Annotated in this window: 17 protein-coding genes; 6 read left to right on the top strand and 11 right to left on the bottom strand. The window is 71.0% G+C overall.

Going from position 1 to position 26,011, the window contains the following annotated elements; translation table 11 throughout:
* Positions 1–33: 33 nt before the first annotated feature.
* From araA to ACIBEA_RS05500, 9 genes are all read right to left on the bottom strand, one after another.
* On the bottom strand, positions 34–1,545 hold the full coding sequence (gene araA / locus ACIBEA_RS05460; protein ID WP_399258242.1) for an L-arabinose isomerase: 1,512 nt from the start codon (positions 1,543–1,545) through the stop codon (positions 34–36).
* 16 nt (positions 1,546–1,561) lie between these two features.
* Complete coding sequence (locus ACIBEA_RS05465) at positions 1,562–2,233, bottom strand: L-ribulose-5-phosphate 4-epimerase (RefSeq protein ID WP_399258244.1); 672 nt, start codon at positions 2,231–2,233, stop codon at positions 1,562–1,564.
* Positions 2,230–3,936, bottom strand: coding sequence for a ribulokinase (locus tag ACIBEA_RS05470; RefSeq protein ID WP_399259036.1), 1,707 nt, complete (start codon positions 3,934–3,936; stop codon positions 2,230–2,232). Before ACIBEA_RS05470 ends, ACIBEA_RS05465 begins: the two co-directional genes overlap by 4 nt.
* 135 nt (positions 3,937–4,071) lie before the next feature.
* Complete coding sequence (gene yjfF, locus ACIBEA_RS05475) at positions 4,072–5,046, bottom strand: galactofuranose ABC transporter, permease protein YjfF (protein ID WP_399258246.1); 975 nt, start codon at positions 5,044–5,046, stop codon at positions 4,072–4,074.
* Entirely contained in the window at positions 5,043–6,089 is a 1,047-nt protein-coding gene (locus ACIBEA_RS05480) for an ABC transporter permease (RefSeq protein ID WP_399258248.1), read from the bottom strand. Before ACIBEA_RS05480 ends, yjfF begins: the two co-directional genes overlap by 4 nt.
* Positions 6,086–7,621 (bottom strand): sugar ABC transporter ATP-binding protein, encoded by a 1,536-nt coding sequence (locus tag ACIBEA_RS05485; protein ID WP_399258250.1) that lies wholly within the window; start codon positions 7,619–7,621, stop codon positions 6,086–6,088. Before ACIBEA_RS05485 ends, ACIBEA_RS05480 begins: the two co-directional genes overlap by 4 nt.
* 150 nt (positions 7,622–7,771) lie before the next feature.
* Positions 7,772–8,755, bottom strand: a complete 984-nt coding sequence (locus tag ACIBEA_RS05490) for an ABC transporter substrate-binding protein (protein ID WP_399258252.1) — start codon at positions 8,753–8,755, stop codon at positions 7,772–7,774.
* Positions 8,756–9,125: 370 nt separating this feature from the next.
* Entirely contained in the window at positions 9,126–10,139 is a 1,014-nt protein-coding gene (locus ACIBEA_RS05495) for a LacI family DNA-binding transcriptional regulator (protein WP_399259037.1), read from the bottom strand.
* A 411-nt stretch (positions 10,140–10,550) separates the two neighbouring features.
* Entirely contained in the window at positions 10,551–13,475 is a 2,925-nt protein-coding gene (locus tag ACIBEA_RS05500) for a glycoside hydrolase family 48 protein (protein ID WP_399258254.1), read from the bottom strand.
* Positions 13,476–14,184: 709 nt separating this feature from the next.
* On the opposite strand from ACIBEA_RS05500, the gene ACIBEA_RS05505 reads away from it, so the two are divergent.
* Positions 14,185–15,921: a glycoside hydrolase family 6 protein gene (locus ACIBEA_RS05505; protein ID WP_399258256.1), complete on the top strand. Its 1,737-nt coding sequence runs from the start codon at positions 14,185–14,187 to the stop codon at positions 15,919–15,921.
* A gap of 134 nt (positions 15,922–16,055) precedes the next feature.
* Here ACIBEA_RS05505 and ACIBEA_RS05510 read toward each other — a convergent pair whose 3' ends face one another.
* Positions 16,056–17,135, bottom strand: coding sequence for a LacI family DNA-binding transcriptional regulator (locus ACIBEA_RS05510; RefSeq protein ID WP_399258258.1), 1,080 nt, complete (start codon positions 17,133–17,135; stop codon positions 16,056–16,058).
* Positions 17,136–17,532: 397 nt separating this feature from the next.
* Here ACIBEA_RS05510 and ACIBEA_RS05515 point away from each other — a divergent pair, with 397 nt between their 5' ends.
* The 5 genes from ACIBEA_RS05515 to ACIBEA_RS05535 all read left to right on the top strand — a co-directional run bounded on the left by ACIBEA_RS05515 (position 17,533) and on the right by ACIBEA_RS05535 (position 25,142).
* On the top strand, positions 17,533–18,891 hold the full coding sequence (locus tag ACIBEA_RS05515; protein ID WP_399258260.1) for an ABC transporter substrate-binding protein: 1,359 nt from the start codon (positions 17,533–17,535) through the stop codon (positions 18,889–18,891).
* Between the two features lie 167 nt (positions 18,892–19,058).
* Positions 19,059–20,078, top strand: a complete 1,020-nt coding sequence (locus ACIBEA_RS05520) for a carbohydrate ABC transporter permease (RefSeq protein ID WP_399258262.1) — start codon at positions 19,059–19,061, stop codon at positions 20,076–20,078.
* Between the two features lie 4 nt (positions 20,079–20,082).
* Positions 20,083–20,976 (top strand): carbohydrate ABC transporter permease, encoded by an 894-nt coding sequence (locus ACIBEA_RS05525; RefSeq protein ID WP_399258264.1) that lies wholly within the window; start codon positions 20,083–20,085, stop codon positions 20,974–20,976.
* Between the two features lie 55 nt (positions 20,977–21,031).
* The gene (locus tag ACIBEA_RS05530; RefSeq protein ID WP_399258266.1) at positions 21,032–22,474 is read left to right on the top strand and encodes a GH1 family beta-glucosidase; all 1,443 of its coding nucleotides are present in this window, start codon (positions 21,032–21,034) and stop codon (positions 22,472–22,474) included.
* A gap of 199 nt (positions 22,475–22,673) precedes the next feature.
* Positions 22,674–25,142 (top strand): glycoside hydrolase family 9 protein, encoded by a 2,469-nt coding sequence (locus ACIBEA_RS05535; protein WP_399258268.1) that lies wholly within the window; start codon positions 22,674–22,676, stop codon positions 25,140–25,142.
* A 35-nt stretch (positions 25,143–25,177) separates the two neighbouring features.
* Here ACIBEA_RS05535 and ACIBEA_RS05540 read toward each other — a convergent pair whose 3' ends face one another.
* Positions 25,178–26,008, bottom strand: coding sequence for a phosphatase PAP2 family protein (locus tag ACIBEA_RS05540; RefSeq protein WP_399258270.1), 831 nt, complete (start codon positions 26,006–26,008; stop codon positions 25,178–25,180).
* Positions 26,009–26,011 lie beyond the last annotated feature (3 nt).

Consider the following 26,011-nt stretch of genomic DNA (forward strand, 5'->3'; position numbering starts at 1 on the left):
GGGACCGGGACGACGCCCCGCGCGCCGTCGACGTCAGAAGCCCTGGGCCAGGCGGTGGTACGCCTGGTTCCAGCGGATCTCCTGCGTGAACCGGCGGATCGTGGTGTCCGCGTCGATGACCAGCAGCTCGGTGCCGAGGATGTCGGCGAGGTCACCCAGCTCCTCCGTCCCGATCGCGCTGGACAGCACGGTGTGGTGGGGCGCGCCGGCGGTCAGCCACGCCTCGGTCGACGTGCGCAGGTTCGGGCGCGGCTGCCAGACCGCGCGGGCGACGGGGAGGTTCGGCAGCGGTTCGAGGGGCTCGACCACGTCGATCTCATTGGCCACGAGGCGGAACCGGTCGCCCATGTCGGCCAGTCCGACCACGACGGCGGGACCGGTCCGGGCGTCGAAGACGAGACGGACCGGGTCCTCGCGGCCGCCGATGCCCAAGGGGTGGATCTCGCAGGACGGCACGTGCGAGGCGATGGTCGGGCAGACCTCCAGCATGTGCGCGCCGAGGATCAGCTCCCGTCCCGGCTCCAGGTGGTAGGTGTAGTCCTCCATGAAGGACGTGCCGCCCGGCAGCCCGGTGGACATCACCTTGAGCGTGCGCAGCAGGACGGACGTCTTCCAGTCGCCCTCGCCGCCGAATCCGTAGCCGTCGGCCATCAGTCGCTGCACGGCCAGGCCGGGTAGTTGGCGAAGGCCGCCGAGGTCCTCGAAGTTGGTGGTGAAGGCGTGGAAGCCGCCCTCCGTCAGGAAACCCCGCAGGCCGAGTTCGATCCGCGCGGCGTAGCGCAGTGAGTCGTGCCGGTCGCCGTCCGCGCGGAGTTCGGGCGCGAGGCGGTAGGTGTCCTCGTATTCCTCGACCAGTGCGCTCACGTCGGTGTCGGCGGCCGCGTCGACGGCTGCGACCAGGTCGTTGACGCCGTAGGTGTTGACCGAGACGCCGAAGCGGAGTTGGGCTTCGACCTTGTCGCCCTCGGTCACGGCGACGTCGCGCATGTTGTCGCCGAATCGCGCCAACTTGAGGCTCCGCAACTCGGACCGCCCTCCCGCGGCCCGGGCCCAGGCGGCGATCCGGGCCGCGACCGAGGGGTCGCTGACGTGTCCGGCGACGGTCTTGCGGGCGACGCCGAGCCGGGTCTGGATGTAGCCGAACTCGCGGTCTCCGTGGGCCGCTTGGTTCAGGTTCATGAAGTCCATGTCGATCGACGCCCAGGGCAGTGCGGCATCGGCCTGGGTGTGCAGGTGGAGCAGCGGCTTGCGCAGCGCGTCCAGGCCCGCGATCCACATCTTCGCCGGGGAGAAGGTGTGCATCCAGGCGATGAGGCCGACGCAGGTGTCGTCCGCGTTGGCGTCCAGGCAGACCCGCCGGATCGCGCCGGCGTCGGTGAGAACGGGTTTCCAGACGATGTTCACGGGGATGCCGCAGTCGCCGAGTGCGTCGGCGATCCGGCGGGACTGCTCGGCGACCTGACGCAGGGTGTCGTCGCCGTACAGCCCTTGACTGCCGGTCAGGAACCAGATTTCGCGGCCCTGGATTGCCTTCTGTGCCTTCATCGGGGCGTGGGTCTCCTTAGCGGGCAGCGCGCTGCTGGCCGTACACGTTCTGGTAGCGGTGGTTGAGGCGGTCGATGTCCTCCTGCGCGATCGGCAGGGGTTCACCGAGCTGGCGGGAGATGTGGACGGTGCGGGCGACGTCCTCGCACATCACGGCGGCCTTGACGGCGGACTTGGCGTCCTTGCCGATGGTGAAGACGCCGTGGCTCTTCATCAGGACGGCCGGTGAGCGGTGGCCCCGTAGGGTCTCGACGATGCCCCGGCCGATGGAGTCGTCGCCGATCAGCGCGAAGGGGCCGACGGGGATCTCGGCGCCGAACTCGTCCGCCATGGCGGTCAGTACGCAGGGCACCGCCTCACCGCGGGCGGCCCAGGCGCTCGCGTACGTCGAGTGGGTGTGCACCACGGCGCCCACTTCGGGCATGTGGCGGTAGACGTAGGCGTGCGCGGCGGTGTCCGAGGACGGGGAATGGTCGCCCTCGACGACCTGGCCGTCCAGATCGCAGAGGATCATGTTCCAGGGCGTCAGCTCGTCGTACGCGACGCCGCTCGGCTTGATCACCAGCAGGTCCTCGCCGGGGACGCGGGCGGAGACGTTGCCGGCCGTCCAGACGACCAGGCCGTAGCGGACCAGCTCCTGGTGCAGGTCGCTGACCTGGCGGCGCAGCAGATCGATCGGGGAACTCATGGGCGGACCTCGCTCTTCTGGACGGCCGGGGTGGCCCCGGGGTCGGTTCGCGGGGCGGTGAGCGCCTCGTTGCGCAGGGCACGGAGGCGGTGGAGGAGCTTGTCGGGGCCCGTACCGAAGTGGTCGTGCAGGGCGCGGTACTCGGCGTAGAGGCGGTCGTACGCGTCCGCGCGCCCGGTGTCCGGTCGGTGCACCCCGCGCCGCACCCGGCCCATGGCGGCGGCCGCGGTACGCACGTCCGGGTGCGCGCCGGCGGCGACGGCGGCGTGGATGGCGGAGCCGAGGGCGGGGCCCTGGGCGGACTCGGCGAGGGAGACGGGGCGGCGCAGCACGTCGGCGTAGATCTGCATGAGCAGCGGGTTCTGCTTCAGCCCGCCGGTCACGATGAACTCGGTGACGGGGACACCGCCCTGCTCCAGGGCGTCGATGATGGTGCGGGTGCCGAAGGCGGTGGCCTCCAGCAGGGCGCGGTAGATCTCCTCGGGGCGGGTGGCGAGGGTGAGGCCGACGATGACGCCGGAGAGGTGGTGGTCCACCAGGGTGGAGCGGTTGCCGTTCATCCAGTCGAGGGCGACCAGACCGTGGCCGCCGACGGGCTGGTCGGCGATCTTGCGGGACAGCAGTTGATGCAGGTCCTCGCCGGTGGCTTCGGCCTCCGCGCGGTAGTGGGTCGGCACGCCTTGGCGCAGCCACCAGGCGAAGATGTCGCCGACCGCGCTCTGCCCGGCCTCGTAGCCGTAGGCGCCCTCCACGATGCCGCCGTCGACTACTCCGCAGATTCCGGGGACGTCGGCGAGGGCGGGGCCGTTGACGACGTGGCAGGTGGAGGTGCCCATGATGGCGAGGAGCTGCCCGTTCTCGACGGCCTGGGCGGCAGGGGCCGCGACATGGGCGTCGACGTTGCCGGTGGCGACGGCGATGCCCTCGGGCAGCCCGGTCCAGGCGGCCGCCTCGGCGGTGAGGGAGCCGGCCCGGGAGCCCAGCGGCGACAGCGGATGCTCCAGCCGGGTGCGCGCGAAGTCGGCGAAGTCGGGGTGCAGGGCGGCGAGGTAGTCCTCGGTGGGGTAGTGACCGTCCTGGTGGATGCCCTTGTACCCCGCCGTGCAGGTGTTGCGGGTCTCCACGCCCGCGAGCTGCCAGACGATCCAGTCCGCGGCCTCGATCCAGCGCTCGGTGGCGGCGTAGGTGTCCGGGTCCTCCTCCAGCACCTGGAGCGCCTTGGCGTACTGCCACTCGGCGGAGATCCTGCCGCCGTAGCGGGAGATCCACTTCTCGGCGCGCAGGTGGGCGAGGCGGTTGATCCGGTCGGCCTGGCTCTGGGCGGCGTGGTGCTTCCACAGTTTGGGCCAGGCGTGCGGGCGCCCGCCCAGTTCGGTCTCGGCGAGCGGGGTGCCGTCGGCCCGCACGGGCAGGACGGTGCAGGCGGTGAAGTCGGTGGCGATGCCGATGACGGCGGCCGGGTCCACGCCGCTCGCGGCCACTGCGGCGGGGACGGCGGTGCGCAGCACCTCTCGCCAGTCCTCGGGGTGCTGAAGGGCCCAGTCGGGCGGCAGGAGCCGACCGGTGGTGGGGAGTTCACGCTCGATGACACCGTGCGGGTACACGTGGACGGCGGAGCCGACCTCCTCGCCGTCGCGGACGCGGACCACCACGGCGCGGCCGGAGAGCGTGCCGAAGTCGACACCCACGACATGGCTCTCCATGGTCTGGGTGGGAGGGTTCACGGACACTTCACATCCTTCGTACGAGCCCCGAGGGGCACAGCGGCGCCGCCCGGGGCACCGCCGTGATTGTTAGCGTTAACAATTAGCCTGTCAAGGGTGTGCCCCCGTCGGCGCTCAGACCTCGCGGCGACCGGTGATCAGGCGCTGGAGAAGGATGAAGACGAACAGCAGGCCGCCGACCACGATCCTGGTCCACCACGAGCTGAGCGTGCCCTGGAAGCTGATGACGGTCTGGATCAGGCCCAGCACGAGCACCCCGAGCGCGGTACCGAGCAGGTACCCCGAACCCCCGGTCAGGAGCGTCCCGCCGATCACCACGGCGGCGATCGCGTCCAGTTCCAGGCCCACCGCGTGCAGCCCGTAGCCGGAGAGCATGTAGAAGGTCAGCAGCACTCCCCCGAGCGCCGAGCAGAAGCCGCTGACGGCGTACACGGCCATCTTGGTCCGCCCGACCGGGAGCCCCATCAGCCGGGCCGACTGCTCACTGCCGCCGAGCGCGTACACGTTCCGCCCCAGCCGCGTGTGGTGCAGCACCACGAAGGCGATCGCCAGTACGCCTACCGCGATCAGCGCGCTGGGCGAGACGAACAGCTCACCGGGCAGAGCGATCCTGGTCTGGGCGAAGGCCGTGTAGGTCGGATCGGTGAGGGAGATCGAGTCGATGCTGATCGTGTAGCACAGGCCACGGGCCAGGAACATGCCCGCGAGCGTCACGATGAAGGGCTGGATCTCGAAGGAGTGGATCACCCACCCCATGACGAGTCCGCCCCCCGTCCCCACCGCCAGGACCAGCGGGATCACCAGCAGCGGCGGCCAGCCGTGCTGTTCCACCAGCCAGGCGGAGATCATCGTCGACAGCGCCACCATCGCGCCGACCGACAGGTCGATCCCTCCGGTCAGCACCACGAAGGTCATCCCGATGGCGACCACCAACAGGAAGGCGTTGTCGATGAGCAGGTTGACCAGCACCTGCCCGGAGAAGAAGCCGTCGTACTGGACGGATCCCGCGCCGAACATCGATACCAGCAGGGCCGATGTGACCAGCAACGGGATGTACCCGCGGCCACGGGCCGCCACGCTCGCGCTCATGCCCCCACCTCCGTGTTCTCCGCCGTCAACGGGCGCGGCCTCGTGTCGCGCCCGGTCCCGGCCCGCCGGCGTGCGGCCTTGGCCCGGAAGGCGGGTGACTGGATCAGGCAGACCGCGATCACCACGACGGCCTTGAAGACCAGGGTGGTCTCCGGCGGGATGCCCACGGTGTACACGGTGGTGGACAGGGTCTGGATGATGAGCGCCCCGATCACCGTCCCGCCGAGCGAGAACCGCCCGCCGGTCAGCGCGGTGCCGCCGACCACCACGGCGAGGATGGCGTCCAGCTCGATCCAGAGCCCGGCGTTGTTTCCGTCCGCGCTGGAGACGTTCGAGCTGATCATGAGGCCCGCGACCGCGGCGCACAGCGCGCTGAAGACGTACACCAGGCAGATCAGGCCCATCGCCCGGATGCCGACGAGCCGACTGGCGAGCGGGTTGCCGCCGACCGACTCCAACAACAGTCCCAGCGCCGTACGCCGGGTCAGCAGCGCGGTCAGCACCACGACCGCGGCCGCGAGCAGGATCGCGAACGGCATGGTGAGCCAGTATCCGCCGCCGATCAGCTTGTAGGGCTCACTGGTGACGGTGATGATCTGGCCGTCCGTCACCAGCTGGGCGACTCCGCGCCCGGCCACCATCAGGATGAGGGTGGCGATGATCGGCTGGACGCCGACCCCGGCCACCAGTACGCCGTTGACCGCTCCCAGGACGAGGGCCACCGCCAGGGCGATGGCGACGGCGCCGAACACGGTGGCCGGGCTCGCCGGGTCGGCGGCCCCGCTGATGTGCAGGCAGGCCAGCGCGCCCGCGATGGCGACGGTGGAGCCGACCGAGAGGTCGATCCCTCGGGTCGCGATGACGAGCGTCATGCCCAGCGCCACCAGGATCAGCGGGGCGCCGAAGTGGAGGATGTCGATCAGGCTCCCGTACAGGTGCCCGTCCTTGATCCGGAGCGCGAAGAAGTCCGGGGTGAACGCCACGTTGGCCAGCAGCAGGGCCACGAGCACGGCGGCGGGCCAGAAGAGCCGGTGCTTGGTCATGACCGGGCTCCGCTCGCGATCGTCGCCATGACGCGCTCGGGAGTGAGCGATCCGTCGTTCGGCAGCTCGGCGACCAGCCGGCGGTCGCGCAGCACGCCCACCCGGTGACTGAGCCGCAGTACTTCCTCCAGCTCCGCCGAGATGAACAGAACCGACACGCCGTCCCGGGCCAACGAGGCCACCAGCTTCTGGATTTCGGCCTTGGCGCCGATGTCGATGCCCCGGGTCGGCTCGTCGAGGATCAACAGCTTGGGGTCGGTGATCAGCCAGCGGGCCAGCAACACCTTCTGCTGGTTGCCGCCGCTGAGATGGCGCACCAGCGCCTCCGGGTTGTCCGGACGGATGTCCAGTGACCGGATCCAACGCACCGCGATCTCGTCCTGCTCGGCGCGGGAGAGCGGCCGCGTCCAGCCGCGGGCCGCCTGCAGGGCGAGGACGATGTTCTCACGCACCGTCAACTCCGCGACCAGACCCTCGTTCTTGCGGTCCTCCGAACAGAAGGCGATTCCATGCGAGATGGCGGCGCGCGGTGTGCGCAGCGCGACGTCGGCGCCCTCGATCCGCACCGAACCCCGGGTACTGCGGTCGGCGCCGAACAACAGGCGGGCCACCTCGGTGCGGCCGGAGCCCAACAACCCGGCCAGGCCGATGACTTCACCCGGCCGGATACTGAGGTCGTACGGCTCGATCGCGCCGGTGCGCCCCAGGCCCTCGGCGCGCAGGAACGGTGTGGTTCCGGCTTCGGCGGCGGGCTCGTGCCGGGTGGCGTCCGACAGCTCCTCCAGGCCCACCAGTTCGCCGCCGATCATGCGGGCGACCAGTTCGACCTGGCTCACCTCGCCGATCGCGTACTCGCCTTCCAGCCTGCCGCCCCGCAGGATGGTCATCCGGTCACAGATCTCGTAGATCTGGTCCAGGAAGTGCGAGACGAACAGGATCGCCACACCCTGGTCGCGCAACCGGCGCATCACCGCGAACAGTTGCCGCACCTCGTCGCGGTCCAGGCTGGAGGTCGGCTCGTCCAGGATCAGCACCTTGGCCGAGACGTCCACCGCCCGGACGATCGCGACCAGCTGTTGGACCGCGATCGAGTAACTGCCCAGCGGGGCGGTGACGTCGATGTCCAGGTCGAGGTCGGCGACCAGCTCCGCGGCTCGGCGTCGCAGGGCCGACCAGTGGACGAGTCCGAAGCGGCGCGGTTCACGGCCGATGAAGATGTTCTCCGCGACCGACAGGTTCGGGCAGAGGTTGACCTCCTGGTACACCGTACTGATGCCGGACTGCTGCGCCTGCAGCGGGCCGGCGATGCGCACGGGCCGGCCGCTGAGCACGACCTCGCCGCCGTCCGACGCGTAGACGCCGGTGAGAACCTTGATCAGCGTGGACTTGCCGGCGCCGTTCTCACCCATCAGGGCGTGCACCTCACCGGGGAAGAGTCGGAAGTCGACCCCGTCCAACGCCACGACTCCGGGGAACTCCTTGCGGATCCCCTGCACTTCCAGGACCGGTTGCCGTGCGGGGTGCGCAGCCATCCGTCCCTCCTCTCATGGTCAAAAACCGGGACCGGGACCTGGACCGGCAGGTACCGCACCGGCAGGTACGGGACCGGAACCGGCCGGTACGGGCCCCAGTGGTTCGGGGGCGCAGCCTTCGGGCCGGGCGCCCCCTGGCCACCGATCCGGTCAGTACTGGCGGGTCGGCAGGGCGGCCGCGGCCTGGTCCTGGGTGAAGACGCCCTCTTCGGTCTTGATCCGGCGCGGCACCTGCTCACCGGCCTTGACCTTCTTGATCAGATCCATCAGCTGGTCACCCAGGAGGGGGTTGCACTCGACGACGACGTTGATCTTGCCCTGGCTCATCGCGGTGAAGGCGTCCTTGACACCGTCGACCGATATGATCTTGATGTCGGTGCCGGGCTTCTTGCCGGCCTCCTCGATGGCCTGGATGGCGCCGAGAGCCATGTCGTCGTTGTGCGCGTAGAGCACGTCGATCTTCGGCTGGGCCTTCAGGAAGGCCTGCATGACCTCCTTGCCCTTGGCGCGCGTGAAGTCACCGGTCTGCGAGGCCGTGATCTTGAATTTGGGGTCCGCCTTGATGACGTCGGCGAAGCCCGCCTTGCGGTCGTTGGCCGGGGCGGAGCCGGTGGTGCCCTGCAACTCCACGATGTTCACCGCATCGCTCTTGCCCTGATACTCCTTCACCAGCCAGTCGCCGGCTTTCCTGCCCTCCTCCACGAAGTCCGAACCGAGGAAGGTGGCATGGAGCGACTCGTCCTTGGAGTCCACCGCGCGGTCCGTCAGAACGACCGGGATGTGGGCGGCCTTGGCCTCCTTGAGCACCGTGTCCCAGCCCGACTCGACCACCGGCGAGAAGGCGATGACGTCCACCTTCTGCTGGATGAACGAGCGGATGGCCTTGATCTGGTTCTCCTGCCTCTGCTGGGCGTCGGAGAACTTCAGTGTGATCCCGGCCTTCTTGGCCGCGTCCTGGACGGACTTGGTGTTGGCCGTGCGCCACCCGCTCTCCGCTCCGACCTGGGAGAAGCCCACGGTGAGCCGGCCGTCGGAGCCCTTGCCGTCGGCCGAGCCGCCGCCTCCGGTACCGCAGGCGGACAGAAGGGCGACCATCGCGCCGGCGACCAGGGCCGCCGCAGCTCTCTTGGACATCTTGGAATTCCTCTCGGGTGGGGAGACCGCTCCCCGCACGTACTGATCGACCGCGGGCGGATCGACAGGGCAGCACCGACCGGCGCGGGGGTGGCGGGAACACCGGCAGGGGCGATGTGCGCCCGGTACGGCGTAGTGCGGGCGGCGGTGCGGTCCGCGTCGTCCGTGGGGACGGGACGGACCGCACCGCCTTTGGCTTGAGTGAGATTGTTAGCGTTAACAATTGACCGGACAAGGGGCCTGACGTCCCGTTACCCAATCTTGACCCCGTTCGGACATCCGGCCGCCGCGAGCGTCCTGGTCGGCACCCGGTCTGCTACCGGCGGACATCCCGACCCCGGCGGAGGAGGGCTGATCGTCGCCCGCCGGGTCAGTCGGGGGTGGTCCCCGGCGGATGGCGACGTGCCACCGGGCCCGCACTGTGGCGCAGCACCAGCTCCGGCGAGACCAGCACGTGGCCGCGGGCACGGCCGACACCGGTCAGCTCCTCCACCAGCAGTTCGAGAGCGCTGCGTCCCACCTCGCCGAAGTCCTGCCGGACCGTGGTCAACGGCGGGGAGAAGTACGCGGCTTCGGGAATGTCGTCGAAACCGACCACGCTGATGTCACCGGGAACCGCCCGGCCCGCCTCGTGGAAGGCGCGGAGCAGGCCGAGGGCCATGTGGTCGTTGGCGCAGAAGACCGCGGTGACCAGGGGGTCCTCGGCGATCCGCAGTCCGGCCTCGTACCCGGACCTCGCGCTCCAGTCGCCGCTCCGTACCGGCGGCACCTCGGCGCCGCGGGCCTCCAGGGCCGTGCGCCAGCCGTCCTGCCGGGTCCTGGTCTCCAGCCAGCCGGAGGGGCCCGCGACGTGGTGGACCGTGGCGTGCCCGAGGTCGAGCAGGTGCAGGGTGGCCGCCCGCGCGCCCGACTCGTTGTCGACGGCGACCACCGGCACCGTGGACCGGCTGCCCGACCCGACCGCGACCACCGGCACGGCGTGGGACGGCTTCGCCACCGCGCTCAGCGCCGAGATCTGCGGCGCGATGACGACGATCCCCTCGACGCCCTGGTCACGCAGCCGGTCCACCGCCTCCTGCACGGAGCGGCCGTCCAGGAGACGCAGGCTCGCGACGCTGACGAAGTACCCCGCGCTGCGTGCGGCCTTCTCGATCCCGTCCAGCATGGAGGCGGGACCGTAGAGCGCGCTGCCGAAACTCACCACACCGAGGGTCTGGGAGCGGCGGGTGACCAGCGCACGGGCTGCCGAGTTGGGACGGTAGTCGAGCTCCCGGATGGCGGCGAGGACCCGCTCCCGGGTGTCGGGCCGGACGTGCGGTGCGCCGTTCAGCACGCGGGACACGGTCTGGTGGGACACGCCGGCGACCCGCGCCACATCCGCCATCACGGGCTGGCGGGGCTCCGGCCCGGTGCTCGCAGTTGCCACTCGAGGCCCCCTCATCGGTCGTACCCGTGCGGATCACAGCCGCCCCTCGCCCACGAATGACGGTGCTCGGCGGCTGGATCTCTGTCGGGATCCGGCCGGTGGCGCAGAGCTTCGCGGACACGACGACTCTGTCATGAGTGCTCGCGCGAGTGTATTTGTTCGCGATCACATGTGCGCGCACGGCCGCCCCGAAGAGCAGCGGCGACTGACGGGCGGACCAGGTGCTGGACGGGTGGGGCCGCTCCGGCGGCGACGGTGCGCCGCTCCCTCCGGTACGCCGACAAGGGCAGCAGCTCGAAGGCCGGGCAGACCTGGGAACAGGTCTGCCCGGCCACTGCGCACGCGGAGCCCTCCGGGCGGGGCGGGCTGTTATTCGAGCAGGTCCGCGTACGAGCCCATGGCCAGGGCGATGTCCGCCTGGGCCCAGAACCGGTGGTAGGTGAAGACGGGCGCGGCGCCGCCGGCCAGGTAGGACTCGATCTTCGGCCAGGCCGGGTCGTTCTTGTAGAAGGAACGGATGGAGGCGAAGGTGGACGAGGAGTTCACCTTGTCGCCGTTCGGCATCACGCCGGTCCACGTACTGGGCACGTACACCGGATCGTTGAAGCGCTTGTAGTCGGTGCGGGTCTCCTGGACGGCGACGCCCAGCGCGTCCTGGTGGTGGGCCCACATACCGTCGAGCAGGGCCTTGGCCACGCGTTTGGCCTCGGCGTTCCCGGACTTCGCCGCGTAGTAGGTCAAGGTCTTGGCATAGGCGGCCGCCACCCCCACGTCGTCGGTGTAGTCGGCGACGGTGACGTGGAGGCCCGCGTTGGCGCCGGGGGCGGAGGCGTTCCAGGTGTCGGGAGCGCCCGACCACTGGAGGGTGGAGGGGATCCGGTAGGTGCCGTCGGGGTTGACGGTGGTCTTCGACAGCGCCCAGCCGACCCACTTGTCGAGGACGGTCCTGGCGGCCGCGTCGCCCGTCTGCCGGTAGTACTCGGCGACCCGCTCCATGGACCAGGCCTGGAAGCCGAACCACTGGTTGGACGCCGGGTCGTGGTACACGGGCTGCTCGTCGTAGAAGAGGCCGTGGAAGGTGGGGGTTCCGGTGGGGGGCTGTGCGTACCGCCCCTGCCAGCTGTTGGTGGCGCCGCCCGCGATGGCGCCCTCGTCCGACTGGAGCCAGCGGTAGAACTCCAGCTGCCGGTCGAGGCTGGTCGCCCAGTCCGCCGCGCCGGTCGCCGACTTGGGCTTGAGCGGGGCGTACTCGCTGAGCGCGTAGGCGGTGAGCGGGTTCTGGTAGCCGCTGTGGGTGTGGCTGGAGCCGATCCGCCAGGACCAGCCGGCCGAGGTGTCCGCGGCGCCGCCCCAGGCGTAGTACCAGGACATGAGGTAGTGCGCGCTGTCCTTGCCGGTGCCGGCCGGGCAGACCGTCGGTCCGACGCAGTTCCCGGCCTTCTTGAAGTACTTGTCGAACATGGCGTACCGCAGGTAGTCGCCCATCTTGGCCGCCTTGGAGACGGTCGCAGTGACCTGGGTCCCCTTGCCCTGCTCCTTGGCCCAGACATCGGCCCAGTAGGCGGCCTGCACGGCACGCGCGTCGGCGTCCGGGGCGTCCGTGAACTTCCACTGTTTGGCGTAGGAGGAGTCCCCGGTGAAGAGGTCGAGGTAGCCGTTCCTGCCGCCGTAGGTGAAGTTGTCGCAGGTGGGGTGCGGCACGGTCTCCCAGACCGACTCCTGTGGCCCGCGCTGGAAGGTGTTGATGTACGAGGGTCCGGTGGCGGTCGGTCCCGCGGAGCACTTTCCGGGCCCGTTGCCGTAGCCGTAGACGTTGTCGACGTCCTGGAGCCAGTGCATTCCGTAGATGTCGTCCGTGCCGTACGCGCTCTTCAGCTCGGCGGCGATCGGGTCGGCGCCGGCGGCGACTCCCCCGTCGAGCGTGGCCGGGTACTGCGAGGGAAGGTCGTTCTCGGGGGCGTAGGTGGCGGGCTTGGAGGCGTTGTAGGAACCCGTCGTGGGCTGGTCGGCATGCGTGGGGATCATGAACTTCTCCATGGTCTCCCACGCGCCGTTGAACTTGGCCCAGTCCCCGGTGATCCTCCCGTACATCGCCTGGAGCCAGATCAGATAGCTGTACGCCTCCGAGGTCGTCTCGTGCCCGTGGTCCGGGGCCTCCACGATCAGTGTCTCGACGGAGTGGTACGGGACGCCCTCCGGGGAGAAGTAGCCGTTGGCCGGGTCGGTGATCTTCCCGTAGAGGTCGAGGAAGCGGGCGTCGTAGGTGGAATCGGCGGCCGTCTCGACGACCGTCACCTCGGCCCTGGCATGGCCGGGGGCGGTCGCGGTGAAGACGGCGGAGCCGCTGCCGGTGGTCCCGGCGGTGACCGTCACCTTCTGGGCGGTGTTCCAGTTCCCCCGGGTGAAGGTCAGCTCGGCGGGCGCCGCCGTGAGGTCGGTGTTGCCCGAGGTACGGGCCACGCTCACCTTGACGTCGGCGGCCGGCTGGGCGGAGAGCTTCAGCTCGAAGGTGCCCGACTCCCCCCGACGTACCGGGAGTTGCGCGGGGGTGGCGACGAGGGCGGGGCCGGCGGCGACGGTGATGCCGACGGGGGGCGACTCGGCGGAGGCGCCGAGGCTGTCGTACGCCTTGGCGTAGAGGGAGTGGGAACCGGCCGCTAGGCCGGAGGCGGCAAAGGTGAAGGGCGCCGTGGTGTCCGTGCCCAGGAGCGTGGTACCGCTGTAGAACTCGACCTTGCCGACGGTGGCTCCGTCCGCCGCCGCGGCGGTGGAGGCGAGCGGTACGGGGTCGCCCGCGGTGTAGACGGCGCCGGCGGTGGGGCTGGTCAGGACGGCGACCGGAGGCTGATGGGCGCCGGTGCACGAAGTGCCGTTGACCGCGAATGCGGTGGGGGCGGTGTTGGTCCCGCTGTAGGTGAACTGGGCGCCCGCGGTGACGGCCGCGCCCGCGGCGACCGTCCTGCTCCAGTCCGGGGCCGCGACGCGGACCGTTCTGCCGGACTGGCTCCAGATGCCGTTCCAGCCGTTGGTGAGCTGCTGGTTGCCGGAGTGGTCGTAGGTGAGGGTCCAGCCGTCGAGCGTGGTGGCGGACCGGTTGGTGAGGGTGAGCTCGGCGGTGAAGCCCGACCCCCAGTCGTTGGTCTTGTAGTCGACGCTGCACCGGACCCCGGCCGCCACGGCGGTGGTGGCGCCGACGGCCGTGAGGCCGAGCGGGAGGGACAGCGAGAGGGCCGCGGCCGACGCGGTCAGCATTCTGCGTCGGACGCGTGGTCCGGGAGGGGGGTGTACCGACATGCGGATGGTTCTCCTCGCGGCTCGGGGAGACGGAAGGGGAAGAACGAGTGCGCGCAACCTCCGAACGAGTGGGAGCGCTCCCACTGTGCAGACGGGACGCAGCGCCGTCAAGGGACGCGAAGAGTCGAAAGGCTTCCGCGAGGAATTTACTCAACCCCCCTTTTACTTGGCGGCAGTTGGCGCTACCGTCTGGGCCCATCGAGTGGGAGCGCTTCCACGCTCGGTACGCCGTCAGGGCGCGACCTTGCGCCGACAAGTGCGGGGCTCTCGCATGCGACGGCCCTCCACCTGTCGGCGCCGCTCGGCGGAGCGGCGCCGACCTTGCGCGACAGCGCCACCTCCGGGCGGCGGCCAGAAGGTCACCGGCACGCGGAACCTGGTGGACGCCCCGCACACGACCGGCGTCCGCGATCTCCCGCTGATCCCCGGCCCCGAGAAGACCCGCGCCAGTGGCTCGACTCCTCACCCACCGACGGACATCCGGCTACGGCCCGACCGTCCACACCTGCGACACGCCCCTCGATCGAGACGGGCTGTCGCGGCTCCACTCATCGCCTCGCCCCCCGGCCCGGGTCACCCCTGATCGCGGGCGGAACGGCGGGAGCACCCGGCACCACCCCTCCAGAACAGCCCTGATCGCACACAACCCGCATTCGGCACCGGGCTGCGCGACCGCCCGCGCGCCCAGAACTGAAAGGCACCCCACGACATGAGCCGCACGATCCCCCGCACCGCCCTGCTGGCGGCCCTCAGTCTCGTCACGGCCGCCGGCGCCACCGCCACCGTGTTCGGCACCAGCGCCGGCGCCGCCACCGCCGGTTGCAAGGTCGAGTACCAGATCACGAACCAGTGGAACACCGGCTTCGGCGCCAATGTGATCGTCACCAACACCGGTGACCCGGTCGCCTCCTGGAACGTGGAGTGGTCCTACGCGAACGGGCAGCAGGTCACCCAGGGCTGGAACGCCGCCATCACCCAGTCCGGGGCCGCCGTGACCGCCGCGAGCCTGTCCTACAACGGGGCGCTGGCCACGGGCGGTTCGACGTCCTTCGGCTTCAACGGTTCACACAACGGCACGAACGCCGTCCCCGCGACCTTCAAGCTCAACGGCGTCACCTGCAACGGCGCCACCGACCCGACCACACCTCCCACGACTCCGCCCACCACGCCTCCGACCACACCGCCTCCGACCGGCGGCAAGGCCGACAACCCGTACGCCGGCGCCAAGGTGTACGTGAACCCCGAGTGGTCCGCCAAGGCCGCCGCCGAACCGGGCGGCACCAGGGTGTCGAACCAGCCCACCGGCGTCTGGTTGGACCGCACCGCGGCCATCGCGGGCGCGAACGGCCGTATGGGTCTGCGCGCCCACCTCGACGCGGCGCTCGCGCAGAAGGGCAGCGGCGAGCTCGTCGTCCAGCTGGTGATCTACAACCTGCCCGGACGGGACTGCTCCGCGCTCTCCTCCAACGGCGAACTGGGCCCCACCGACATCGACAAGTACAAGACCCAGTACATCGACCCGATCGCCGCCATCCTCGCCGACCCCAAGTACGCGGGGCTGCGGATCGTCAACACGGTCGAGCTCGACTCCCTGCCGAACCTGGTCACCAACGTCTCCGGACGTCCGACGGCCACGCCCAACTGCGACGTGATGAAGGCCAACGGCAACTACGTCAAGGGCGTCGGCTACGCGCTGAACAAGCTGGGATCGATCGCCAACGTCTACAACTACCTGGACGCCGGCCACCACGGCTGGCTCGGCTGGGACGACAACTTCGGCGCCTCGGCCGAGATCCTCAAGCAGGCGGCCACCGCCGAGGGCTCCACGGTCGCCAACGTGCAGGGCTTCATCGTGAACACGGCCAACTTCAGCGCCCTGAAGGAGGACCACTTCACGATCGACGACTCCGTGGGCGGCACCTCCGTGCGCCAGTCGAAGTGGGTCGACTGGAACCGGTACACCGACGAGCTGTCGTACGCCCAGGCCATGCGCACCAAACTGGCCTCCATCGGCTTCGACTCGAAGATCGGCATGCTGATCGACACCTCCCGCAACGGCTGGGGCGGCGCGGCCCGCCCGACCGCGGCCGGACCGCTGACGAGCGTGGACGCCTACGTCAACGGGGGCCGCTACGACCGGCGCATCCACCTCGGCAACTGGTGCAACCAGGCGGGCGCCGGGCTCGGCGAACGACCGCAGGCCGCTCCCGCCGCGGGCATCGACGCGTACGTGTGGATGAAGCCGCCGGGCGAGTCGGACGGCGCGAGCAAGGAGATCCCGAACAACGAGGGCAAGGGCTTCGACCGGATGTGCGACCCGACGTACACGGGCAACGTGCGCAACGGCAACAGCATGTCGGGCGCCCTCCCGGACTCGCCGCTCGCGGGCCAGTGGTTCTCGGCCCAGTTCCAGGAACTCATGAAGAACGCCCACCCGGCGCTGTGACCCACCGCGGGTGAGAATCCCGGAGCGGTACGGAACCCGGTTTCCGCACCGCTCCGGGCTTCGGCACGCCCGTCCACACCGCTCGTCCGGTCGGCGACCGGCCTCCCGGGGAGCCCGGCCGCCGACCGCACCGCTCAGGAGGAAGCCCGCACGACCAGTTCCGTGGGGAGCACCCGGCGCGGCCCCTCGCCCTTCCCCCGCCCCGGGGCGCCCTCGTGCCGGGACCCTTCCGTGAGCTTGTCGAGCAACAGCCGGGTCATCGTGCGTCCCATCTCCTCGATCGGCTGGCGCACGCTCGTCAGCGGCGGGTCCATCAGCCGCGCCACCATCGAATCGTCCACTCCGACCAGGGCGACGTCTTCGGGGACCTCCCGCCCGGCCTCGCGCAGCACCCCGCGCGCGCCGGCCGCCATCACGTCGGAGGCGGCGAAGACCGCGTCCAGGCCGGGGCTGCGCTCCAGGAGCTCGCGCATCGCCCGCCGGCCGCCCTCCTCGGTGAAGTCCCCGATCGCCACGAGGGACTCGTCGGGTGCGATCCCGGCCTCGGCGAGCCCCGCGCGGTAGCCGCCGAGGCGCGCACGGGCCACGTACATGTCGAGGGGGCCGCTGATGGTCGCGATCCGGTTGCGGCCCCGGCCCACGAGGTGGGCGACGGCCGCGCGTCCCGCACCGATGTTGTCGGAGTCCACGTAGTCGACCGGTTCGGCCTCGGAGCGCCGTCCGTTCATGACCACCGGCAGCCCGAGCTTCGCGATCCGGTCGGGCAGCGGGTCGTCACCGTGGACGGACGCCAACAGCACGCCGTCGACGCGCTGGGCGGCCAAGTAGTGTTCGAACCGCTGGCGCTCGGCCTCGGTCCGTACCAGCGTGAGCAGCAGCTGCTTGTCCGCTTCGGCGAGTTCGGCGCTGACCCCGCGGATCAGGTCGAGGAAGTACGGCTCCGCGAAGAGCCTGGCCTCGGTCTCCGGAATCACCAGGGCGACCGCGTCCGTCCGGCTGCCGGCCAGCGCCCTGGCCGCCTGGTTGGGTACGTACCCCAGCTCGGCGATGGCGCGGGCGACGGCCTGCCTGGCCTGCTCGCTCACCCGGGGCGAGCCGTTGACGACCCGGGAGACGGTGCCCCGGCCGACGCCGGCCAGGGCAGCGACCTCTTCCAGGGTGGGCCTGTCGTTCTGCCGTCCGCTCACGATTTTCGAACTCCCCTCGTGCGTCATCGCCCCCGGCCGGCTGAGCAGGTGAAACGGGTGGACCGGGCACGATGGTGTGGCCCACCCGTCGCTGCGGCACACGGTACGCCGACGCACCATATGGGAGCGCTCCCACACTAACCTCCATTCCCTCGCCGCGCCACGACCACGTCCGCGAGGCGACCGGCCGCACCCTGAAACGGGGCCGAAGGCATGCCGACAACCCTGGGGCAACGAATACGGGTTCACCTCTTGACACCCGCCCCCGCTAGGCAGCAACCTTCCGGCACGACGTGGGAGCGCTCCCATTCAAGGGGGCGACAACGGCCTTCACATCGGTCCGGGCGGGCCCCTCGCCGAGCCGCGAACAACCCGCCGGACCCCCTGGCGCACAACGAGCACCACCTGGGACGAGGAGAGTTCAATGCGCACTTCCAGCAGCAGACGCGGACGCCGCACCACGATCAACGCGATCTCCGTAGCCGTCGCCGTCGCGGCCGGTGCGGCCCTGCTCACCGGTTGCGGCGACGACGGCGCCGGAAGCGAGGGCACGGCGGACAAGGCGGGCAAGGAGCAGATCACGCTGCGGATCGGGACCTTCGGCTCCTTCGGCTACGACAACACCACCGGGGCCAAGCTCTACGCCGAGTACGAGAAGGCCCACCCGAACATCAAGATCGAGGAATCGAACGTCGCGGACGGTCAGAAGTACTGGGACACGCTCAAGCTGCGCCTCTCCCGCAACAGCGGCCTCGCGGACATCCAGGCTTTGGAGGTCGGCTACATCGCGGAGGCGACCGGGTCGGCGATGGCCGACAGGTGGACCGACCTGCGCACCACGGGCGGTGCCGACCTCGGCGCGTTCCTGGACTGGAAGGTCAAGCAGGCCACGACGGGTGACGGCAAGGTCATCGGGCTCGGCACGGACATCGGCCCCATGGCCATCTGCTACAACAAGGACCTCTTCGCCAAGGCCGGCCTGCCGACCGATCGCACCGAGGTCGCCAAGCTCTGGGCCGGCGACTGGGCGAAGTTCCTACAGACGGGCGAGACCTACAAGAAGAACGCCCCGGCCGGAACCGCGTTCCACGACTCCGCGAGCGGCCTGTTCAATGCCGTGGTCGCCAGCGAACCCGTGCAGTACTCCAACACCAAGGGCGAGCTCGACTACGCGAACAGCCCGGGCGTGAAGAAGGCGTGGGACACCGCCGTGACGGCCGCCCAGGGCGGTCTGACGGCGAAGTTGCGCCAGTTCGACGAGAAGGGCACCTGGAACGCGGCCTTCAAGAACGCGAAGTTCGCCACCGTCGCCTGCCCGAGCTGGATGACGGGCATCATCAAGGAACAGGCGGGCCCCGAGAACCAGGGGAAGTGGGACATCGCCGCACCGCCCGTCGCCGGGAACTGGGGCGGTTCCTTCCTCGCCGTGCCGAAGTCCGGCAAGCACGCCAAGGAGGCGGCCGAGTTGGCGGCCTGGCTGACCGCCCCGGCGCAGCACGCCAAGGTCTTCGGCGTGAACGGCAACATTCCCTCCTCCAAGGACACCCTCGGCTCGCCGACGGTCCAGGACGCCAAGCTGCCGTACTTCGGTGACACCCCGGTCGGCAAGATCTACTCGCAGGCCGCGGCCGGCATCACGCCCGCCCCGATCAGCCGCTGGGACGGCCAGGTGAAGACCTTCCTCACCGACAACGGCATCCTCGACATCGAGCAGCGCGGCACCGACCCGGCGAAGGCCTGGGACAACGTCAAGAAGCTGGTCGACGACAAGATCGACAAGTAGCGGGGCCCTCGACGGCCCGTCGCCACCCGCCGCCTCCCCGCGGGTGGCCACGGGCCGCCGTCTTCGCACCACCCCGCACGCCCGCGCACGCCCGCCCGAGCACCACCGCACCACTGCACCACCGCACCACCGCACCACCGCACTCATCGACCTGGAAGGACGCCCTCGTGGCCACCTCCGTACGGGCGACCGGTGGCGGCTCGCCGCCGCCCGCCGCACAGCCCCCGGGCCCCAGCGCCGGCTCCCGCGAGCAGCGGCCCTCCGGCGGGAGCGGACTGCGCAGCGCGCTCTACCGCTTCGATCTGAAGGCGGTGCCCTACGTCTTCGTCGCCCCCTTCTTCCTCGCCTTCGCCGCCTTCGGGCTCTTCCCCCTGATCTACACGGGCTGGCTCTCGCTCCACCGGGTCGAGCTCGGCGGCACCGCCCAGTGGAAGGGCCTGGACAACTACCGGGCGCTGGCCACGAGCGAGTTCTTCTGGAACGCCCTCGCCAACACCTTCACCATCGGTGTGATCTCCACCGTCCCCCAACTCCTCATGGCCCTGGGCCTGGCCCACCTGCTCAACTACCGGCTCCGCGGGCGGGGCTTCTTCCGCGTCGCGGTGCTCGCCCCCTACGCCACCTCGATCGCGGCGGCGACGCTCGTCTTCGCCCAGCTGTTCAACACCGACTACGGCCTGATCAACACGGCGCTGGGCTGGGTCGGCTTCGACCCGGTCGCCTGGGAGTCCTCCAAGTGGCCTGCCCAGATCGCCATTTCGGCCATCGTGACGTGGCGCTGGACGGGCTACAACGCGCTCATCTACCTGGCGGCGATGCAGGCCGTACCGCAGGACCTCTACGAGGCCGCGGCCTTGGACGGGGCGTCCCGCTGGCGTCAGTTCGTTAGCGTCACCATCCCGTCCATCCGGCCGACGATCCTGTTCACGGTGATCGTGTCCACCATCGGCGCCACCCAGCTCTTCGGCGAACCGATGCTCTTCGGCGGCAGCGTCGGCATCAGCGGAGGCAGCGGGAACCAGTTCCAGACGCTGAGCCTGCTCATGTACGAGAAGGGGTGGGTCACCGGCGCCCTGGGCCAGGCATCCGCCATCGCCTGGGTCATGCTGCTGCTCCTCCTGCTCATCGGCGGCGTCCAGGCGCTGGTTTCCCGCTCGCACCACAAGCGCAGGAAGGCGGGGAGCTGAACTCATGGCCCACGCATCCGACACGATCATCGCCAAGGCACCGCGCACCCGGCGGGTACGCCGGGGGGCGGGGCGTCAGCACCACGCGGGACCGCTGACGTACGTCCTGCTGGGCCTGGCCTCGCTGGTCTCGCTCTTCCCGCTGTACTGGAACCTGGTCGCCGCCTCCCACTCGGGCGAGCGCGTGGTCGAAGCCCCGGCACCGCTCCTGCCCGGCCCCCGGCTCTTCGACAACCTCGCCTTCGCCTGGAACCAGGTCGACATGGGCGGGGCACTGATCAACACGACGGTCGTGGCCGGGCTCGTGGCCCTGTCCACCGTCCTGTTCTCCACCCTGGCCGGCTTCGCCTTCGCCAAACTGCCCTTCCGCGGCCGCAGCGCCCTGCTGACCCTGGTGGTGGCGACCATGACGATCCCGCCCCAGCTCAGCGTGATCCCGCTCTACCGGATCATCACCGACCTCGGCTGGGTCGACCAGCTCCAGTCGGTCGTCCTGCCCTCGCTCGTCGCCGCCTTCGGCGTCTTCTTCATGCGTCAGTACCTCATCGAGGCCCTGCCCGTCGAGCTGGTGGAGGCGGCCAGGATGGACGGCGCGCACAGCCTGCGCATCATCTGGCACGTGGTCTTCCCGGTGGCCCGGCCCGCGATGGCCGTCCTGGGAATGCTCGTCTTCGTCCAGTCCTGGAACGACTTCTTCTGGCCCTTCATCGCCCTCACCCCCGACGGGAACCCGACCCTCCAGGTCGCCCTGGCCGGCCTCGGCGCCGGTAACCACACCGTCGACCAGGCCGTCGTACTGACCGGCGCGCTCATCTCCACCGTGCCGCTGCTCCTGGTCTTCGCCCTGCTCGGCAAACACATCGTGGGCGGCATCACGGCCGGCGCCGTCAAGAACTGACCTGCCCGCACCACGCCATCACCCGCACTCGCACTCGCGTTGGGAGCGCCCTCCTATGACCGCGTCCGAAACCCGGCCACTCACCGCCGCCCGCAGCTTCCCGCCCGGCTTCCTCTGGGGCACGGCCACCGCCGCCTACCAGATCGAGGGCGCCGCCCGGGAAGACGGCCGCACCCCGTCCATCTGGGACACCTTCTCCCACACCCCGGGCCGGGTCTTCGAGGGCCACACCGGTGACGTGGCCGTCGATCACTACCACCGCTTCCGCGACGACGTCCGAATGATGTCCGAACTCGGCCTGGGCGCCTACCGGTTCTCCGTCTCCTGGTCCCGGGTCCAGCCGACCGGCCGGGGCCCCGCCGACCAGCGGGGCCTGGATTTCTACCGCCGGCTCGTCGACGAGCTGCTCGCCGCGGGCATCACACCCGCCCTCACCCTCTACCACTGGGACCTGCCCCAGGAACTGGAGGACGCCGGCGGCTGGCCGGTACGCGCGACCGCCGAACGGTTCGCCGCGTACGCGGGGCACGTCGCGGACGCCCTCGGAGATCGGGTGAAGCACTGGATCACCCTCAACGAGCCCTGGTGCAGCGCCTTCCTCGGCTACGGCTCCGGCGTCCACGCCCCCGGGCGCACCGACCCGGTCGCCGCACTGCGCGCGGCCCACCACCTCAACCTCGGCCACGGCCTCGCGGCGCGGGCCCTGCGGGCCGCACTGCCCGGGGACGCCCAGCTCGCGGTCTCCCTCAACCTCCACGAGATCCGCCCCCTGACCCCCTCCGCCGAGGACCGGGACGCGGCCCGCCGCATCGACGCCGTCGGCAACCGGATCTGGCTCGGCCCCATGCTGGAAGGCGCCTACCCGGACGACCTCCTCGCCGACACCGCCCACCTGACCGACTGGGCCTTCGTCCAGGACGGCGACACCGCCACGATCCACCAGCCCCTTGACCTGCTCGCCGTCAACTACTACACCCCGACGGTCGTTTCGCATGTCGCGCCGGGCGACCGGAAGCCGCAGGACGACGGCCACGGGAACAGCGAGCACTCGCCCTGGCCGGGTGCGGACGAGGTGGCCTTCCACCGGGCGCCGGGCGAGCGTACGGCGATGGGCTGGCCGGTCGACGCGAGCGCGCTGTACGACCTGCTGACCCGGACCGCCGGCCGCCACCCCGGCCTGCCCCTCGTGGTCAGCGAGAACGGAGCGGCGTACGAGGACGAGATCGGCCCCGACGGCACGGTCCACGACCCCGAGCGCGCCGCCTACGTCCACGCCCACCTCGACGCCGTACACCGCGCGATCTCCGCCGGGGCGGACGTACGCGGCTACTTCCTCTGGTCACTGCTCGACAACTTCGAGTGGGCCTACGGCTATGCGAAGCGGTTCGGCGCCATCCACGTCGACTACGACACCCTCGAACGCACCCCCAAATCGAGCGCGCACTGGTACGCGACCGTGGCCCGGACCGGCGAACTCCGCGCCCCTGGCGACGCATAGGGCCTGCGGGCACCCGGGGCGCGCCGTCAGCGACCTTTCGCTACCGGCGCCTCGACGACCTCTTGACGTGACCGCTTCAAGTCAGGCTTCATGTGAGGAGTGGGAGCGCTCCCAATCCCTGTGCCCCCACCTCCCGCCCGCTCCCCCCACGCACGAGGAAGGCCTCCCACCCGTGCCTCCTTCCCTCTCCGCTCGCGGCGTGCCGCGCCGCGCGGCCTCGGCTCTCGCCGGACTCGCCCTGGCGGCAAGCGCCCTGACCGCCACCGCGTTCACGACCCCGTCCGCTCTCGCGGCGGACACGACCGCCGCGACCGCCCTCGCGGCGCCCGCCGCCGCGAGCGTCCGGGTCAATCAGCTCGGCTATCTGCCCGACGGCCCCAAGCGGGCCACCGTGGTCAGCTCCGCCACCACGCCATTGACCTGGCAGTTACGCGACGCCTCCGGGGCGGTGGTCGCCTCGGGCAGCACCTCGGTACGCGGGGCCGACCGGGCGTCCGGCGAGTCGACGCACCTGGTGGACTTCGGCGCGTACACCGGTACCGGCACCGGATTCACCCTCGTCGTCAACGGCCAGGCCAGCCACCCGTTCGACATCTCGGCGTCGCTGTACGACGGACTGCGCGCCGACAGCATGTCGTTCTTCTACCAGCAGCGCAGCGGCATCGCGATCGACCCCGCCCTGGCGGGCAGCGCCTACGCCCGCCCCGCCGGGCACCTCGGCGTGGCACCCAACAAGGGCGACACCAGCGTCCCCTGCCAGGCCGGGGTGTGCGACTACCGGCTGGACGTCCGCGGTGGCTGGTACGACGCCGGCGACCAGGGCAAATACGTGGTCAACGGCGGCATAGCCGTCTGGGAGGTCGTCAACTCCTTCGAGCGGGCCTCCCGTTCGGGCGGAGAGGCGGCGCTCGGCGACGCGACGCTGCGCGTACCGGAGCGCGGGAACGGGACGCCGGACGTGCTGGACGAGGCCCGCTGGGAGCTGGAGTTCCTGCTGCGGATGCAGGTCCCCACGGGCCGGCCGATGGCCGGGATGGCCTTCCACAAGATGCACGACGCCCAGTGGACCGCACTGCCGACCCGCCCCGAACTCGACGATGCGCAGCGGGAGTTGCATCCTCCGTCGACGGCCGCGACGCTCAATCTGGCAGCCGTCGCCGCGCAGTGCGCCCGGGTGTACGCACCGTACGACACCGCCTTCGCCGCGCGCTGCCTGGACACGGCCCGCCGCGCCTGGACGGCAGCGAAGGCCAACCCGAACGTACTCGCCCCGGCGAGCGACAACACCGGCGGCGGGGCGTACGAGGACGCCGACGTATCCGACGAGTTCTACTGGGCGGCGGCCGAACTGCTGGCCACCACGGGTGAGTCCCAGTACCGCGACGCCGTCACCTCCTCCCCGCTCCACGCCGGGCCGGCCGACGGGTTCTGGTGGGGAGGCACCGCGACACTCGGCCGGATCACCCTCGCCACCGTCCCGGGCGCGGCCCTGCCCGCCGACGACCTGGCCAGGGTGCGCGGTCTGCTGACCGCGGCCGCCGATACCCACCTGTCCACCATGTCCGGCCAGGGCTACGCGGTGCCGATCTCCCCCGGCGCCTACGTGTGGGGCTCCAACAGCTCCGTCACCAACGCCGCGATGGTGCTGGCCGTCGCGTACGAACTGACCGGCCGACAGGCCTACCGGGCCGGCGCGTTGGAATCGATGGACTACCTGCTCGGGCGCAACGCGCTCGACCTGTCCTACGTCGCCGGCTATGGCGAGCGTGCCTCCGAGAACCAGCACCACCGCTTCTGGGCGCACCAGAACGACGCCTCGCTGCCGCACCCGCCGGCCGGCTCCTTCGCCGGCGGACCGAACGCGGGACTGGAGGACCCGGTGGCCAAGGAGAAGCTCGCGGGCTGCGCACCGGCGGCGTGCTACGTGGACGACATCGGCTCGTACTCCACCAACGAGGTGGCGATCAACTGGAACGCCTCGCTGGCGTGGCTGGCCGCCTTCGCCGCGGAGCGGCGCGGCGCCCCGGCGGTGCCCGCGGTGCAGGTGGCACCGACGGCGGTGGCCGTGGCGGAGGGCGGCACGGCCACGGTGGGGGTCCGGCTCTCGATCGCGCCGACGCAGAACGTCACCGTGACGGTTGCCCGGAGCTCCGGCGACCCGGACCTGGCCGTGACGGCGGGGACGACCCTGGCGTTCACTCCGGCCAACTGGGCCTCCGCGCAACAGGTTTCGCTGTCCGCCGCCCAGGACGCCGACGCCGTATCGGGCAGCGCGATGTTCACGGTCGGCGGGCCGGGGGTGCGCGCGGCGACGTTCCAGGCGACCGAGGTGGACGACGACACGGCGCCGGCGGCGTCCTGCGCGGTGACGTACCGCATCGACAACTCCTGGGCCGACGGGTTCACGGCGACGGTGACCGTGAAGAACACCGGGACGTCGACGATCCCGGGCTGGACCCTCGGGTTCGCCTTCGCCGGCGATCAACGGATCGGCAACGCGTGGAACGCCACGGCGTCCCAGGCGGGCAGCGCGGTGACCGCCCGGGACGCCGGCTGGAACGGCTCACTGGCGCCCGGCGCCGGCACGAGCTTCGGGTTCCAGGCGACGTACTCGGGCACGAACGCGGTACCGACGCGGTACACCCTGAACGGAGCGGCCTGCTCCTGAGCCAGCGGGCGGGAGCGCGGTGGGGGCGAGGCGGGTCAGTGGTCGTGGGTGGTGACGTCCACGGGCGGTTCGGGGTCGGGGGAGGAGAGCTCCGGCTCCAGGCCGTCGGCCACCGCGGCGGGCGGTAGGCCGCTCTCGGCCCGCCAGGCCTGGAAGGCGAGCGTGGTGGCGGTGACCACCACCAGTCCCAGCAGCCAGCCCCCGACCACGTCGCTCACCCAGTGCACGCCCAGCGCGACCCGGGTGTATCCCACGCCGACCACGGAGGTCACCGCCAGGACCCACGCCACGGGACGCCGGGCCCGGGGCACCATGGGAAGCAGGACCAACAGCAGGACGGCGCAGGACGTGGTCGCCGTCATGGCGTGGCCGGAGGGGAAGGAGTAGCCGGGAGCGTGCGAGACGGGATCGGGCAACTGCGGCCGGGCCCGCTCCACCGCGTTCTTGACCAGCAGGCCGATCTGGCTGCCGGACAGGGCGGTGACGGCCGCCCACGCGGCCAGCCGCCAGGCGCGCCGGACCAGCAGCCACACCACCAGCGCGGCCACCAGCAACCGCATCGTCACCGGGTCCCACAGGACACCCGTGAGGAACTCCATCACGCGCACCCACGCCGGGTGGGCGAGGGCGCTCTCGTGCAGCCGCTGCGCCGCTCCCCGGTCGAGCCGGTGGAGCGGGGGCCACCCGGACTCCACGAGTACGAGTGCCAGCGCGAAGGGCACGGCCGTCACGGCGGCGGCGGCCGAGGCCAGGAGCAGCCGGGTCCCGTAGGTCGCGTCGGGACCGCAATGGCGGGCGAGGAAGGCCCGCAGGGGCAGGACGAGCCGGGCGAGCCGCCCGGGCCGCCGGGTGGTGCGCTGTGCCATGGT

The organism is Streptomyces sp. NPDC051555 (assembly GCF_044454405.1).
Lineage (GTDB): Bacteria > Actinomycetota > Actinomycetes > Streptomycetales > Streptomycetaceae > Streptomyces.

Excerpts from the sequence above, each read along its gene's own strand:
- araA (WP_399258242.1), bottom strand. The coding sequence starts at position 1,545 with ATGAAGGCACAGAAGGCAATCCAGGGCCGCGAAATCTGGTTCCTGACC.
- ACIBEA_RS05485 (WP_399258250.1), bottom strand. The coding sequence starts at position 7,621 with ATGGCTGCGCACCCCGCACGGCAACCGGTCCTGGAAGTGCAGGGGATC.
- ACIBEA_RS05490 (WP_399258252.1), bottom strand. The coding sequence starts at position 8,755 with ATGTCCAAGAGAGCTGCGGCGGCCCTGGTCGCCGGCGCGATGGTCGCC.
- ACIBEA_RS05530 (WP_399258266.1), top strand. The coding sequence starts at position 21,032 with ATGACCGCGTCCGAAACCCGGCCACTCACCGCCGCCCGCAGCTTCCCG.
- ACIBEA_RS05495 (WP_399259037.1), bottom strand. The coding sequence starts at position 10,139 with ATGGCGGATGTGGCGCGGGTCGCCGGCGTGTCCCACCAGACCGTGTCC.
- ACIBEA_RS05510 (WP_399258258.1), bottom strand. The coding sequence starts at position 17,135 with ATGACGCACGAGGGGAGTTCGAAAATCGTGAGCGGACGGCAGAACGAC.
- ACIBEA_RS05515 (WP_399258260.1), top strand. The coding sequence starts at position 17,533 with ATGCGCACTTCCAGCAGCAGACGCGGACGCCGCACCACGATCAACGCG.
- ACIBEA_RS05470 (WP_399259036.1), bottom strand. The coding sequence starts at position 3,936 with ATGGAGAGCCATGTCGTGGGTGTCGACTTCGGCACGCTCTCCGGCCGC.
- ACIBEA_RS05465 (WP_399258244.1), bottom strand. The coding sequence starts at position 2,233 with ATGAGTTCCCCGATCGATCTGCTGCGCCGCCAGGTCAGCGACCTGCAC.
- ACIBEA_RS05525 (WP_399258264.1), top strand. The coding sequence starts at position 20,083 with ATGGCCCACGCATCCGACACGATCATCGCCAAGGCACCGCGCACCCGG.
- yjfF (WP_399258246.1), bottom strand. The coding sequence starts at position 5,046 with ATGAGCGCGAGCGTGGCGGCCCGTGGCCGCGGGTACATCCCGTTGCTG.
- ACIBEA_RS05480 (WP_399258248.1), bottom strand. The coding sequence starts at position 6,089 with ATGACCAAGCACCGGCTCTTCTGGCCCGCCGCCGTGCTCGTGGCCCTG.
- ACIBEA_RS05500 (WP_399258254.1), bottom strand. The coding sequence starts at position 13,475 with ATGTCGGTACACCCCCCTCCCGGACCACGCGTCCGACGCAGAATGCTG.
- ACIBEA_RS05540 (WP_399258270.1), bottom strand. The coding sequence starts at position 26,008 with ATGGCACAGCGCACCACCCGGCGGCCCGGGCGGCTCGCCCGGCTCGTC.
- ACIBEA_RS05505 (WP_399258256.1), top strand. The coding sequence starts at position 14,185 with ATGAGCCGCACGATCCCCCGCACCGCCCTGCTGGCGGCCCTCAGTCTC.